Source organism: Thiomicrorhabdus sp. 6S3-12 (genome assembly GCF_017571475.1).
In the GTDB taxonomy this organism is placed as follows: domain Bacteria; phylum Pseudomonadota; class Gammaproteobacteria; order Thiomicrospirales; family Thiomicrospiraceae; genus Thiomicrorhabdus.
This window is the reverse complement of the sequence record NZ_JAGETW010000004.1, coordinates 109515-123496: the sequence shown is the minus strand read 5'-3', so window position 1 is coordinate 123496 and position 13982 is coordinate 109515. Positions and strand designations below refer to the sequence as shown.

16 protein-coding genes are annotated in these 13982 nt (G+C 49.1%); 11 read left to right on the top strand and 5 right to left on the bottom strand.

The window, feature by feature from the left end:
- Nucleotides 1-6: 6 nt before the first annotated feature.
- Nucleotides 7-843, bottom strand: coding sequence for a 23S rRNA (adenine(2030)-N(6))-methyltransferase RlmJ (locus J3999_RS06140; RefSeq protein WP_208127036.1), 837 nt, complete (start codon nucleotides 841-843; stop codon nucleotides 7-9).
- Between the two features lie 275 nt (nucleotides 844-1118).
- Here J3999_RS06140 and J3999_RS06135 point away from each other — a divergent pair, with 275 nt between their 5' ends.
- The 10 genes from J3999_RS06135 (at nucleotide 1119) to J3999_RS06090 (ending at nucleotide 9781) form a co-directional block, all read left to right on the top strand.
- Nucleotides 1119-2291: a phosphoglycerate dehydrogenase gene (locus J3999_RS06135; RefSeq protein WP_208127035.1), complete on the top strand. Its 1173-nt coding sequence runs from the start codon at nucleotides 1119-1121 to the stop codon at nucleotides 2289-2291.
- Between the two features lie 117 nt (nucleotides 2292-2408).
- Nucleotides 2409-2975: a hypothetical protein gene (locus J3999_RS06130; protein WP_208127034.1), complete on the top strand. Its 567-nt coding sequence runs from the start codon at nucleotides 2409-2411 to the stop codon at nucleotides 2973-2975.
- 133 nt (nucleotides 2976-3108) lie between these two features.
- Nucleotides 3109-4095 carry a putative transporter gene (locus J3999_RS06125; RefSeq protein ID WP_208127033.1) on the top strand — a complete coding sequence of 329 codons (987 nt, stop codon included), beginning with the start codon at nucleotides 3109-3111 and terminating at the stop codon, nucleotides 4093-4095.
- A gap of 5 nt (nucleotides 4096-4100) precedes the next feature.
- Nucleotides 4101-4898: an ATP-binding protein gene (locus J3999_RS06120; protein WP_243755334.1), complete on the top strand. Its 798-nt coding sequence runs from the start codon at nucleotides 4101-4103 to the stop codon at nucleotides 4896-4898.
- Between the two features lie 535 nt (nucleotides 4899-5433).
- The gene (locus J3999_RS06115) at nucleotides 5434-5751 is read left to right on the top strand and encodes a hypothetical protein (RefSeq protein WP_208127032.1); all 318 of its coding nucleotides are present in this window, start codon (nucleotides 5434-5436) and stop codon (nucleotides 5749-5751) included.
- 157 nt (nucleotides 5752-5908) lie between these two features.
- A complete protein-coding gene (locus J3999_RS06110; protein WP_208127031.1) occupies nucleotides 5909-7588 on the top strand; it encodes a glutamine--tRNA ligase in 1680 nt (559 codons plus the stop codon).
- A 120-nt stretch (nucleotides 7589-7708) separates the two neighbouring features.
- Nucleotides 7709-8206 carry a DUF3010 family protein gene (locus tag J3999_RS06105; RefSeq protein ID WP_208127030.1) on the top strand — a complete coding sequence of 166 codons (498 nt, stop codon included), beginning with the start codon at nucleotides 7709-7711 and terminating at the stop codon, nucleotides 8204-8206.
- Nucleotides 8207-8234: 28 nt separating this feature from the next.
- On the top strand, nucleotides 8235-8954 hold the full coding sequence (locus tag J3999_RS06100; RefSeq protein WP_208127029.1) for an SIMPL domain-containing protein: 720 nt from the start codon (nucleotides 8235-8237) through the stop codon (nucleotides 8952-8954).
- 49 nt (nucleotides 8955-9003) lie between these two features.
- Nucleotides 9004-9621: a LysE family translocator gene (locus J3999_RS06095; protein ID WP_208127028.1), complete on the top strand. Its 618-nt coding sequence runs from the start codon at nucleotides 9004-9006 to the stop codon at nucleotides 9619-9621.
- Nucleotides 9622-9637: 16 nt separating this feature from the next.
- On the top strand, nucleotides 9638-9781 hold the full coding sequence (locus tag J3999_RS06090; RefSeq protein ID WP_208127027.1) for a hypothetical protein: 144 nt from the start codon (nucleotides 9638-9640) through the stop codon (nucleotides 9779-9781).
- A 39-nt stretch (nucleotides 9782-9820) separates the two neighbouring features.
- Here the strand turns inward: J3999_RS06090 and J3999_RS06085 are convergent, their stop codons facing one another.
- The 4 genes from J3999_RS06085 to gpt all read right to left on the bottom strand — a co-directional run bounded on the left by J3999_RS06085 (nucleotide 9821) and on the right by gpt (nucleotide 12687).
- Complete coding sequence (locus J3999_RS06085; RefSeq protein WP_208127026.1) at nucleotides 9821-10222, bottom strand: hypothetical protein; 402 nt, start codon at nucleotides 10220-10222, stop codon at nucleotides 9821-9823.
- A 234-nt stretch (nucleotides 10223-10456) separates the two neighbouring features.
- Nucleotides 10457-10669, bottom strand: a complete 213-nt coding sequence (locus tag J3999_RS06080) for a cold-shock protein (protein ID WP_173284812.1) — start codon at nucleotides 10667-10669, stop codon at nucleotides 10457-10459.
- 277 nt (nucleotides 10670-10946) lie between these two features.
- Nucleotides 10947-12092 carry an SO_0444 family Cu/Zn efflux transporter gene (locus J3999_RS06075; protein WP_208127025.1) on the bottom strand — a complete coding sequence of 382 codons (1146 nt, stop codon included), beginning with the start codon at nucleotides 12090-12092 and terminating at the stop codon, nucleotides 10947-10949.
- Nucleotides 12093-12207: 115 nt separating this feature from the next.
- Nucleotides 12208-12687, bottom strand: a complete 480-nt coding sequence (gene gpt, locus J3999_RS06070) for a xanthine phosphoribosyltransferase (RefSeq protein ID WP_208127024.1) — start codon at nucleotides 12685-12687, stop codon at nucleotides 12208-12210.
- A gap of 237 nt (nucleotides 12688-12924) precedes the next feature.
- Between gpt and J3999_RS06065 the strand changes: the two genes are divergently transcribed.
- Nucleotides 12925-13974 (top strand): efflux RND transporter periplasmic adaptor subunit, encoded by a 1050-nt coding sequence (locus J3999_RS06065; protein ID WP_208127023.1) that lies wholly within the window; start codon nucleotides 12925-12927, stop codon nucleotides 13972-13974.
- Nucleotides 13975-13982 lie beyond the last annotated feature (8 nt).

Below are 13982 nucleotides of genomic sequence, written 5' to 3'. Positions count from 1 at the left end.
AACAGACTATTCTTCGACCAGTTGCTCGCTGCGATAGAACCCCTTGTTACCGCCGAGTGTTTTGGCCAATAGAGGTAACACTGTGTCCAGTTCGGATTTGAGTATCCATGGCGGATTAATGACAATCATGCCGCTGGCTGTCATACCGATTTCTCGGTCGTCGGCGATGCCCAGTTCAAACAGTTGAATGTTGCGAATCCCGCTATCGCGAAAACGCTTTTCGATACGATCAATGCGTTTGCGTTCGACCACCGGATACCAGAGGGCGTAAGTTCCGGTCGCAAATTTCTTGTGCGCCTTGGTCAGCGCATCCACGGCGGTGTCGTAGTCCTGTTTAACTTCATAGGGTGGATCCATCAAAATAAAACCGCGTTTTTCTTTCGGCGGTAACTGCGACAGGCAGGCGTGAAATCCGTCGCTGTTGAACACCTTGAAGCGGCGATCATCGGCGAAGTTGTTTTTGCACAGCTTGTATTCGCGCGGATGCAGTTCGAACAGGTGCGCACGATCCGTTTCCCGCAGCAGCGCCTGTGCAAACCAGGGCGAGCCCGGATAACGTTTCAGCTCCGCTCCTCCGTTAAACTCTTTGACCAATTTAAGGTAACTTTCAAGCGCGGCAGGAGGTGTTGACATGGACCAGAGTTTTGCAATGCCGTTGAGGTATTCCTGGTTTTTCTGAGCTTCACGATGTTCCAGCTGAAAAGCGCCGCTGCTTGAATGGGTGTCCAGATAGTAAAGGGGTTTGGGCTTTTGCGTCAGGTACTGAAGGATTTGAGTACTGACAAGGTGTTTGAGAACATCGGCAAAATTGCCTGCATGGAAGGAGTGAAGGTAACTCAGCATAACGAAAACCTGTAGAAAAAGAGTCAAATTGCCTGAAAGTTCGCGGCAAGGTTTTGAAGCTAAAGCATTTTACTCTGTTTTATGCCGGTGGCATCCTTTTTGTTAGTCTTTTATTTCGTTTTGCCGCTGATGAACAGGCGGACATCGTAATCGGCGCTGCTGGTCGAATTTGCCGTAATTAGCGCTTTTCTGCTGGTTTCGGAAGCAATTGCGATTAAACTCTACAGAAGCCTATTGGATTACTAAGAATAAACGGAGCGGGGTCCGGAGTCGGCATGAAAAAGATTCGAGTATTAAACCAAATTTCAGAAAAGGGGCTGGCGTTACTCAACGAACCGTCGTACCGCTTGACGGAACAGAGCGAGGACGCCGAAGCGATTATCGTCCGTTCGGCGGATATGCATGCACTGCAAACGGGATCCCATCTTCAAGCGGTCGCCAGAGCCGGTGTCGGGGTCAATAATATTCCGGTACAAAGTCTGAGCGAAGCCGGTATTGCGGTTTTTAACGCGCCCGGGGCCAATGCCAATGCGGTTAAAGAACTGGTGATGGCGGCGATGCTGATGGCGGCGCGAAATCTCTATACCGCGGCCGATTATGCAAAACATCTGGATTCATCCGCAGGCGATCTCGCGGCCCAGGTCGAAAGCGGTAAAAAACGTTTTTCCGGCTTTGAACTGGCCGGGCGCAAGCTCGGCGTAATCGGTCTTGGCGCCATTGGTGTCAAGGTTGCCAATGCCGCGATCGGAATGGGGATGGAAGTGTATGGTTATGATCCGGTGATTTCGGTTCATCACGCCTGGCACTTGAACTCCGCAGTTCATCAGTGCGAACGCTTGGAAAGTCTCTTGCAGGCCAGCGATGTGGTGACTATTCATGTCCCTCTACTGGATTCAACCAAGGGGATGCTGAATGCCAGCCGTCTTGCGCTCCTGCCGAAAGGCGCAATTCTGCTCAATTTCTCGCGTGGCGAAATTGTCGATGAACAGGCGCTCAAAACGCACCTGAACAATCACTATCTGCATGCCTACGTCAGCGACTTTCCGAATGAGGAACTGCTGGGTCTGCCGAATGTTCTCAGCTTCCCGCACTTGGGAGCCTCGACGCTTGAAGCGGAGGAACTTTCGGCCATTCAGGTTATCCGTAACTTAAAGAGCTATTTGGAACAGGGCAGCGTTCAGAATTCGGTGAATCTGCCGGATGTCTCAATCGAACCGAAAGGTGACGGTATTCGCCGTCTGGCAATCGTTAACCGCAATCAGGCTGGGATTCTCGCCGAGATTACCGAAACGCTTGGTCGCAGGGAACTTAACATCGAAGATATGCTTAACAAATCCCGTGGGGAAATTGCCTATACGCTGATTGATCTGCGTGCCGATATCGATGAATCGCTGCTGGATGCGTTGCGGGCTTTGCCGAATGTTCTTTCCGCGCGAGAGTGCCGATAGGTGTCTTAAGGTTTATCTCTGCGACGAATCGTTTTATTATTCCCTTTTTTGAAAAGTTTCGCACTGTCGGGGGATGCGGGCTGAACACTTGATAAATCCGTAAAACAGGAGTTTTCCATGGCAGTTTTGGTTGAAGGTTATTCAATTATCATTAATAAGCAAGAGGCTTTGCGGAATGCGCAGGCGCAGGAGGCTTTGCAAAGTGTCGGAGCAGAACTGTATCCGGGGGCGGTTTGTGCGGATCAGGATCTTCTGCGGATCGGTTTTCTGAAGCTGGATGAAATGCAGGCGCTTTGGAAGCAGTTGGTACAGGCTGGTATGAAAGAGCGTATCGAGGTCGACGGCGAAGAGCAGGCGGGCGATATGGTGATGCTGACCCAGTATGGTGAGCTGGAAGTGCTGTGCCCCTGGTTGACCGTTACTTTTCAGAAAACCAAGGATGATCTGCTGGTCTGTATGGCCTCTTTGAAGGGGTCGGCTGCGGCGCAAAAAGCGGCTTTCCCGAAAGGTTGGACGGCGGATCAGTCGATTCTGCGTCAGTATCACGACGACCGCATGCACTATATGGAAGAGAACTATGACCGTATCGGCGAAGAACCGACTTTCTACCGTTTTCGCGAGAAGGGCGGCGATAAGGTAGTCAAGCTGCTGAAACTTCATTATTCGGAACCTCAACAGCATTAAAAGCGAACAAGGCTTTTTAAGCTTTTCGCCATTCTTTACATGCAGCAAATGCTTAAGATTGTATTGTTCGCAAGTATCCGAATCAGTTGCGACAGGATTGTCGTTTAAACAATAAAAGGGCTATTGCAAGGCTATGTTAAAGAGTTTTTTCGGAACCCGAGAATGGGCACTCTGGGCATGGGGCGGATTGTTGTTTCTTCTCGCTCTGGTGGTTTTTCAAGTCGAGATGACCGTCCAGCTCAACCAGTGGTATAAAGAGTTTTACGATATTCTTCAGGCAGCAAATGATATCGATGCTTTCTGGGAAAAGATGGTGCAGTTTCTGTATATCGCCATCCCGTATATTTTTGCCGCTATCGTCTCCAGCTATTTTGCACGCCATTATGCTTTCCGCTGGCGTCAGGCGATCACTTTCTATTACTTGCCTTACTGGAGCTCGCATCCTGGGAATATCGAAGGGGCGTCGCAGCGTATTCAGGAAGATACCTATCAGTTTGCCAATGCGCTGGAATCCCTTGGTTTGGGCTTTTTCCGCTCATTGCTGACCCTGATCGCCTTTATCCCGATTCTTTGGGCGCTTTCCGAACAGATTAATATTCCATGGCTGTCCGAAATTCCCGGCGTGCTGGTATGGATCGCTTTTCTGACTTCGCTCGGAGCGGTTCTGATCTCTTTTCTGGTCGGAATCAAATTGCCGGGGCTGGAATACAATAATCAGCGTGTCGAAGCGCATTACCGCAAACACCTGGTGTATTCCGAAGACGATAAAAGCTATGCCAGTTTGCCGACACTGGCGGAGTTATTTCTGGGACTGCGCCCGAATTACTTCCGTCTGTTCAACCATTACACCTATTTCAATCTTTGGTCGAATATTTACGGCCAGCTGATGATTGTGCTGCCGTATCTGATGATGGCACCGTCTCTGTTCGGCGGGATTATTACGCTTGGGGTTGTCACTCAGACCGGTAACGCTTTCGGTAAAGTGAACGAAGGTTTCAGCTTCTTTATCGACCGTTGGACCGATATCACCAAATTCCTCTCGGTGATCAAACGTCTGCGTGAGTTTGAAACGCACCTGATCGACAATCATCCGGATCCACACTCACTTTCAGGGAGTTAATTAATATGCCTGAATCTATGCCGGGAACGGCTGAACAGGTTGATTGGAACAAGACGCTGGCAGCGGTATGGTCCGGCCGCAAGCAAACGTTACGCGGCGTCAGAGCACTTGACCCGATCGACATGCATGAGCTGCTCGGAATCGAAGAACAGAAACGCCGTTTCAATCGTAATATTCAGGCGTTTTTAAACGGCCTTCCCGCCAATCATGTTCTGCTCTGGGGCGCTCGGGGCACTGGGAAATCCTCATTGATCAAGGCCGCGCTTAACGCCTACGGTGCTCAAGGTTTGCGTGTCGTCGAGCTGGAAAAGGACGATATTCATGACCTTCCGGAGATTAGCGCGCAACTGCGCGAGTTGCCTTGGAAGTTCATTTTGTATTGCGACGACCTAAGTTTTGAGGCCGGCGATAAGCGCTATCGCTATTTGAAAGTGCTGATGGAAGGTTCGATTGAGCTGCCGCCGGAGAATATTCTGATGATGGCAACGTCCAATCGGCGTCATCTAATTCCGGAAACACAGCAAGATAACCAGTCGGTTACAGTCGCCGCTAACGGCGAGCTTCATTACGGCGATGCGATCGAAGAGGGATTGTCTTTAGCAGATCGTTTCGGGCTCAGTCTCTCTTTCTATGCGCCGGCACAGGATCTGTACCTGCAGATGATCGACGCTCTGTTTGCCGATTATTGCGGCGATCGCGCAGAGTTGCACCGTTTGGCGATTCGCTTTGCTTCATTACGGGGCGGACGCAGTGGCAGGGTCGCCAAGCAGTTTAAGATCGACTTCCAGGCTCAGCAAGCGTAGCTTGGCTCGGATTGGCTTAGCTTAGCTTAGCCTCTTTACCCACATTACCCGCCGCCTTTCTTCGCTAGATCATCTACTTAGCCTCTTTTCAGCTCTCTTACGCTGCGGTAAGGGGGGGTCCGTTTTCTATACTGTTTATTTTCCTATTATCCTGACTGTTTGAATGCGTGAGAATCCGCTTTCGCAGGTTGGTTACGGCTTATAGCTCCTTGTACCGGTATTTCCTCACGCCGATTAAACCTGTTGAGTGCGATTCAATTGCGGCTGGTGCGGCTTTTGCTTTGAATACCGGTGCAGGTTCCAAATGAGCCGGGTGGATGCGTCTGTAGAGCGTTTCCCTGCTTTGGTTTCTTGTTTTCTGACCTCAGGTCAGAGATTCGATTTCGGGATTTAATATTAATTTTTTAAAAGAGAGTGATTACAAAAAGTTATTTCTGTGAAGGCTAGCGGTTTTTATACTGGAGCCAGAGGTAAGGTCATTAAAAATTTATAGCATTAAAAGCAATAAAAGCATTTAGTAGAAGGAGAGCTTTCTATGGCAAGCATATCTGTACTGACCCCTGCGACTTTACCTGAAAAAACAGAATCCCGAGCCGAGCGTAATATCGGTTCCGACGAACGCAAAGTGGTTCCTTTTCGCGGTAAAGAGGAGCTGATGCTTCCATGTGACTGGGAAGAGGTCGGCAATCCGTCCGCTTACGAACTTCGCGTCACGATTCATACCTGCCGTCATCTGTGGAAACTCAACAAAGCCGCACTCGAGGATCCCCTGTACGATCATGAGAAGTGTCGGGAAAATATTCACGTTCTCGAAAAGCTGCATATTCATCTGATGGCTTATCTTGTCGAATAACAGTTTTACGGTGCATTGCAAACCTTATTGTCGATAAAAATGCCTTACCTTAAAACGCACTCGTTATAAGCCCTATGCTATAATCACGCGCAATAATGAGAGGGCCGTTTTGCGGCCCGTTTTTCTTGATGAGTTTGTTTATAGGTTAGATATTTCCATGAGTAATAAGCCGGAAGCGATCGAACGTCCTGTTAATTTTATCCGTAATATCATTAATGACGATTTAGCGAAAAATAAATACCAATCGGTCAGAACCCGTTTCCCGCCTGAACCGAACGGCTATCTGCATATCGGGCACGCCAAATCAATCTGTCTGAATTTCGGACTGGCGGAAGATTACCAGGGAGAATGCAACCTGCGTTTCGACGATACCAATCCGGCCAAAGAGGATATGGAGTATGTTGAATCGATTAAACGTGATGTGCAGTGGCTGGGCTTCAAGTGGGCCGGTGACATCAAATACTCATCGAACTATTTCGAGAAGTTCTACCAGTACGCGGTCGAATTGATTAATAAGGGACTGGCGTATGTCTGTTTCCTAAATGCCGAAGAGACGCGCGAATACCGAGGAAGTCTGAAAGAACCTGGTAAAAACAGTCCGTATCGCGATACTTCGCCGGAAGAAAACCTGGCGCTGTTCGAAAAAATGCGCGCCGGCGGTTTTAAAGAGGGTGAGTGTGTTCTGCGTGCCAAGATCGATATGGCCTCTTCATTCATGTGTATGCGCGATCCAACTTTGTATCGTGTGCGTTTTGAAACCCATCATCAGACCGGCGACAAGTGGTGCATTTATCCGATGTACGATTTCGCACACTGTATTTCCGACGGCATTGAAGGCGTGACGCACTCTTTATGTACTCTGGAATTCCAGGATAACCGTCGAATCTACGACTGGCTTCTGGATCATCTGGATGATTTTTCCCGTCCGGATCGCCCGTTTCAGTACGAGTTTTCGCGTTTGAATCTGGAATATACCGTGATGTCCAAGCGTATGCTGCACCAACTGGTTAACGACAAGCTGGTTGATGGCTGGGACGATCCGCGAATGCCGACAATTTCCGGTATGCGCCGCCGCGGTTATACACCGGCTTCCCTGCGCGATTTTGCAGAGCGTATCGGTATTTCCAAAGTGGACAGCATGACCGAAATGGGCATTCTTGAAGCGGCGATCCGCGACGACTTGAATGTGGTTGCACCGCGAACTATGGCGGTGATGGATCCGATCAAACTGGTGGTCGAAAACTATCCTGAAGGGGAAGTCGAATCCATTCAAGCTCCGGTTCACCCGCAGAATGAAGCGATGGGAAAGCGTGAAATCTTCTTTGGCCGTGAGCTGTATATCGATCGCGCAGATTTCGAGCCGGAAGCGCCGAACCGCAAGTTTATGCGTCTTGCGATCGACAAGGAAGTGCGTCTGCGCAACGCCTATATTATCAAGGCCGAGCGCTATGAAACCGATGCCGATGGCAATATTACGACCGTTTACTGTTCTTATGACCCGGATACCCGAGGCAAGAATCCGGCGGACGGACGCAAGGTAAAAGGCGTAATTCACTTTGTCGAAGCGACTAAGGCTCTGCCGGCCGAGTTCCGCGTTTACGACCGTCTGTTCACTGTACCGAACCCGGCCAAGGAAACAGATTTTGAAGCGGTATTGAATCCGGGTTCACTGATTACCAAGAACGGATTTGTCGAGCCGGGTATGGCGGATGCGCCGGTCGAGCAGGCATATCAGTGTGAGCGCGAAGGCTACTTCTGTCGTGACAATAAAATCACCGACCGTCTGGTCTTCAACCGAACTGTGGCTCTGAGAGATACCTGGTCACAGAACAAATAAATCGTTAAGGCGGCTTCGGTCGCCTTTTTTGTTTTACCGCGACATGCTCCGGCCGTTCGAAAGAATATATCGAACGCATGCAGGGGCCGAGAGTGGTAAAAAGAGATAAGGAAAATGCAAATGCGAGTTTTAGGAGTCGAACTGAGCGGTAATGACGCGATTGTCGCTTTAGTGGAATACAGTACCGGAATGTTTTATCTGCCGGAGTGCCGCGCGCGCCGGATTGAATGTCGCAATCCGGATAACGCCGGCGATCTGCGCTACTTTCAAAAGAGTCTGGTCAAACTAGTGGAAGATTACAAAATCGACCGTATCGTCGTACGCGAGCGTATGAAAAAAGGCAAGTTTGCCGGTGGTGCGAATGGTTTTAAACTAGAGGCGGTGATTCAGTTGATTGATTGTTGCGAAGTTCGCCTGATGAATACCACCGAGCAGAAAGCGATTTTTAAAAAATACCCGATGACGGTTGCGTTTGCCGAAACCGGTCTGAAAAAATTCCAGCAGGGGGCTTTCGAAATCGCTTACGCCTACTTGTCGGATCCGGACGGTCAGGTCGAAGCGGCCCGTCTGCTGGAAATTCAAAAACGCAAAGAGCGACGTGAAACGGAAGTAGAATAAGTTTTGCGTCCATAAAACAGGAGGCCGTATGACCGCGAATTCGAAATCGAGTGCACTGATTTTAGGTTTCAGTCTGGTAATCGCTTTGGGGTTGCTGGGATGGCTGCTGGGTAAAGCGGCAATCGAATACAAGTCCTATGAGCGGGTGGTAACGGTCAAAGGTCTGGCTGAGAAAGAGTTTCCTGCTGATGTGGTCATCTGGCCGATCAAGTTCTCCGCTGCGGATAACGACCTGACCAAGGTTTATCAGACGTTGGAAGATAATAGCCGCAAAGTCAGCGCTTTCCTGCAAACGGGTGGTGTGGAAACATCGGAAATTTCTTTTTCCGCACCGGGAATCACCGACAAACTCGCTCAGCAGTTCGGCGGTCAGGGGCGCGCTGAATTCCGTTATACCGCTTCGCAGACGGTCACGGTCTATTCCCATAATATTGAACGGGTCAGAGCCTTGCAGAGTCGCCTTTCGGAGCTGGGTAAGCAGGGCGTGGTTCTTTCCGGCAATAATTACGAGTCGAGAACAGAATATCTGTTTACCCGCTTGAATGAGGTTAAACCTGAGATGGTTGAAGAGGCAACACGCAATGCGCGTGAAGTGGCCAATAAATTCGCCAAAGATTCATCGAGCGTTCTCGGCAAGATCAAATCCGCCTCTCAGGGGCAGTTCAGCATTATCCCCCGCGACAAGAATACGCCCTATATCAAAAAAGTACGCGTGGTTTCAACCGTCACCTATTATTTATCCGATTAAGGGTCGGCAGGCCGTTGTTGTTTGCCCGGTTTAAATTTACGGTAAATTTATGACCTTATACAGTGCCGTTGCTCTGGCGATTGCGATGTTTTTTCTGGCCGTCACGCCCGGGCCGGGTGTTCTGTTGACGGTTTCCCAATCACTTGCCTCCGGTTTCCGGAGCGCTGTTCCGATTATTCTCGGGATCATCAGCGGCGATCTGCTGTTTGTATTGTTGGCACTGTTCGGCATGAGCGCCGTGTTTGAAGCGTTTCCATTCGTCTTCAAAGGAATTCAACTTTTCGGTGTTTTCTATTTGTGCTGGCTCGGATGGCGCTACTGGTCGAGAAAACCCCGTGCCGACAAAGTTTCCGAAGCCGAAATCTCTGCAGCGGGCGCTCGTTTTGCGTGTGGGTTCATGACCATCTTTGCCGACCCGAAAGTGATACTGTTTTATATCGGTTTTTTACAGACGTTTCTCTCCGTCGAGCAGATTGCTTTGCAGGATGGGGTTCTGGCAACTTCGATCATTATCGGTGTGATAGCAGCGGTAATGGCGTTTTACGCCTTACTGGCGACACAGGCTAGGCGCTGGCTGCAGAGTCACGCTCTGGAGCGAAGTCTGAACCGTTTTGCCGGAGTGATTATGCTGATCAGTGCTGTCGGATTGGCTGTCAACGCTTTTTAGCCCTTAAGAGAGGATTGTGCAGGAAAAAGCGGGACAGATTTGGCAAACTGCCGAAATTTTTCTGCTTATAAAAAGCCGCCGCAAGTTGGCATTTGCGGCGGAAAAAGGAACTCATAAGAGTCAGATTCAAATCAATAAGACTGATTTTGCTGTTAGTTGATTACGGATTCTTTCTGATCTCCAGTCGGAAGATCAAATCTCAATTCTTCATTACAGAGCCTTCGACAGGCTTGCTGAAAAACGTCTGATAGATCATCGACCATGAGAAACGTTGATTATGATTCCAGGGCATGAGAGACATAAAGCGCGCCAGGAAGCAGTAATCAAACAGTACCATTGCGGTTGTCCCGAGGATTACCGGATACAGTAGCCAGTACAACGGCGGCCAGAAAGCGATAACCAATAAAAGCAGATAGGCGATACGAACCTGAACCGGAAACGCCGAAATTCTCGGATTTTCCGTAAAAAAGTGCAGAGTCTGCAATAGCGTCAATGCGGCTGCGGCCATCAAACCGTAACCTTGCCAAACCGTTACCTCAAGAATCAGTAAAAGATCGGTAATCAACCAATAGCCCCATACTTTGTTCAAAATTCTATTCATATTTACTTCCATTAATTATTTACAGTTATCTAACTAACGTTTGTTAGTTTATCTGTATGAATCAAAACGTCAACACTTTTACGGCATGAATCGGATTATGCCTGTATCAGCTTAATTTATGATTTTTGATGGCGGAGCATGGAGCAGTGAAAGATGGGGATGAAAAACGGCAGGCAATAAAAAAGGCAGGTTTTAACGCCTGCCTTTTCGAGGTATTCGATCTATCTGCAAAGATTACAGTACAACGATATTCTCTGCTTGAGGGCCTTTCTGGCCTTGAGTTACAGTGAACTCAACTTGCTGACCTTCGGCTAGGGTTTTGAAACCTGAACCGGTAATTGCGCTGAAGTGTGCAAATACATCTGGGCCGTTTTCTTGTTGGATAAAACCGAAACCTTTAGTTTCGTTGAACCATTTAACGGTTCCTTTGACTGTTTCATTAGACATGACAGTTTTTCCTGAATTTTAAATCAATTGTTACTTTTAGGCTTGATGTCTTCTAAAAGCTTAAACTTGGAAAATCAGACTGGTACTTAAAAACTGCAGGACGGGTGTTACTAAATTGAAACAGCGAAATGTAGGATGTAAATAAAAGACTTCTTTCCAACAGGGTTAATCTATAGCTTTGCGAAGGAAATGTCCAGTTAAGTTTAGGAAGAATGGGATAAGTTTTTAAAATAATGGCTTTTTAGGGCACTTATACGTAATAAATGCCCCTGATTGATCAGTGCTTTGCGATGCGGAATTTATTTTTGAGATTATTCAATGCCGCCAGTGTCAGAATAAAGAGCGCCGTAGCCTGAATCCAAATCGAAATACTGTGCTCGTCCAGATGGCTGGCGGTCACAACATTCATCCCGCTTTGCACCAGTATAAGATCCAATATAATACCTGCGGCTAAAGCTGCGGAGACAGTTCCGGATAGATACAGCAGCATGGTTTTTTTGCCGAGGATTTTGGCGATAATACCGAGGGTACCGATATTGGTCGCCGGACCGGACAGCAGGAAAACCAGCGCGACACCGGGCGAGATTCCGGCCAGAATCAGTCCAACCGCAATCGGTGTCGAGGCGGTGGCGCAGACATACATCGGAATACCGATCAACAGCATCATCAGCATCGCCGCAAGGCCGCTACCCCATTGTGCCAGAAAGTCTGTCGGAACAAACGTCTGCACCAGCGCGGCAAACCCCAGTCCGAGCAGCAGCCAGAAAATAATATCATCCAGCATCGAACCGAAGGCATAACTCAGTCCTTTACAGGTTTTACGCCAGATCGATGTGTCCTCTGCTTGTTTGCTTTCACTACTGCAAGAGCTGCCGCAACAACTCTGTTCTGCGGCGTTACTCTGTGAACTGCAGCAGGAACTTGTTGTTTGATGGGCACTCTCGGAGCTGCAACAAGAACTGGAGCAATCGCCTGATTCGCTTTTTTCTTGCGGATGGCCGGGATCAGTTTCAATCCACTGGCGCTTTTCAAACCACCAGACCAGCCAGCCGGAAAACAGCGCGGAAAAAAGGGCGCTGATAAAACGCGCGACCAGCATGACCGGACCGAGCAGTGCATAGGTAACGCTCAGCGAATCGACGCCGGTTTCCGGTGTGGAAATCAGAAATGAGACGGTTGCCGGGCGTGACGCGCCGGCCTGACGGAGTCCGACCGCAGCCGGAACCACACCGCAGGAACACAGTGGCAGAGGCGCGCCCAAAAGCGTTGCTTTACCGACGGAAGAGAGTGAACTCTGGCTCAGGTGCTTGTGCAGAAATTCCAGCGGGAGCAGGTTTTTAATCAAACCGCCCAGAATCAGACCGAGCACCAGCCACGGTGCAGATTCCAGAGCCAGATTTAAAAAGTTTTCAAAAAAAGCCATTCGCCCCCCCTAAATCTGATGGTTTTGGATTCAAGGCAGTATAACATTCAAGCATTCAAATTCGATATCGCCGGAAATTGCGAATTCCTTACGGCGGAATTGAAAGCGTCTGTCGTTATTCGTCGGCTTCTTTGGCGATTGGCTTAACGTAATCCAAGTGCAAATCCCAAGGAAAATAGATCCAGGTGTCTTGCGGAACTTCGGTAATAAAGGTATCGACTAAAGGGCGGCCTTCGGGTTTTGCATACACGGTCGCGAAATACGCTTTAGGTAAACGTTTTCGGACAAATTCGGCGGTTACACCGGTATCGACCAGGTCGTCGATTAGCAGAAAATTTTCCCCGTCTTCGGTGGCATTAACATCATTCAGGATAACCGGTTCTTCAATCTGCTGATGACTGTAAGTTCTAACTGAAATGCTGTCCACGACGCGAATACCGAGTTCTCTAGCCAGTATTGCCGCCGGAATCATTCCGCCGCGGGTAATGGCAATAATGCCATCCCATTTGCGATCCATTTCGTTAATTCGTAGCGACAGCTCGCGACAATCGCGATGCAGACGATCCCAGGAAATAATGCACTTTTTCTCGCTCATAGAGTGGTCTTCAGTTATTGAAATGAGAATGCGCATATTTTAGTAGATAATTCGTTTTGATGGTCATTTTGATGGCGAAACGTTTTACGTGCCTCTTTTCGCTCCTTTGTTACGATGAATTATTTGCGGCTAACTCCATTAACAAAGAGCGTCCCTTTTACCTTTCCGGGTTTCAGTGCTTTGTGTTAATTTAACGATACACATCAACACACGATCTATCGACGTTTCGGAGTTTTAATGAAAAAACGTTTTCTATTGGGGCTTGTCCTGTTGGTCGTCTCCGCGTACTTTGTCTGGCATTACCTGCATAAAACCGTTGAACCGCAGCCCAACCAGCTTACGCTTTACGGCAACGTCGATTTGCGTCAAGTGAATCTGGCTTTTCAGGTTAGCGGCCAAATTCGGGAAATGCTGGTTACCGAGGGATCCGAAGTCAAGCCCGGTCAGGAACTGGCGGCTATCGATTCAACCCGCTATCAGGCAAAACTGGATTCGGCTAAAGCCAATGTCAGCGCTTTACAGGCCGAACTCGATAAGTTGCTCTCCGGCAATCGCGCCGAAGAGATTGCACAAGCCAAAAATACCTATCTCGCGACCCGGACGGAAGCGCAGCAGGCGCAAAGCAGTTATGAGCGTTTGAAATCATTGCTGCCGAAAAAATTGGCTTCTCAGGACGCAGTCGACAATGCCAAAGCTAAAGCCAAAGCCTTGCACCATCAGGAGATTGCTGCTTATGACGCCTGGAAGGTTGCCGAATTGGGTGCGCGCGATGAAGATCTTGTTCGGGTACGTGCCCAGATCGCACAGGCTCAGGCTCAGGTAGCGCTGGCGCAAAAAGATTTCGACGATACCGTTTTGCGCTCGCCGATAGGCGGCATAGTCCGCGATCGTGTTCTGGAGCGCGGTGACCTGGCACAGCCACAGCAAGTGGTCATGACGCTCGCCGTGCAAAACCCCAAGTGGGTTCGGGCTTATATCGCCGAAAATGATCTGGGAAAAATAAAACTGGGCATGCCAGCCGAGATTTTAACGGACAGCTATCCCGGTAAAACCTATCGCGGCTGGGTCGGTTATATCTCTCCGGTAGCCGAGTTTACGCCGAAAAGCGTGCAAACCGAAGAACTTCGAACCCAGCTGGTTTATCAAGCCCGCATATACAGTTGTGATCCTTCGCATGAATTAAGACTGGGGATGCCGGCGACGGTCACAATCGATCTGCAAAAGCTTCCTGAGTCTGCACCGGATTGCGATGTGTCTCAATCTTCGGGCCAAGTGCTCCCGCAATGAACGGAGCA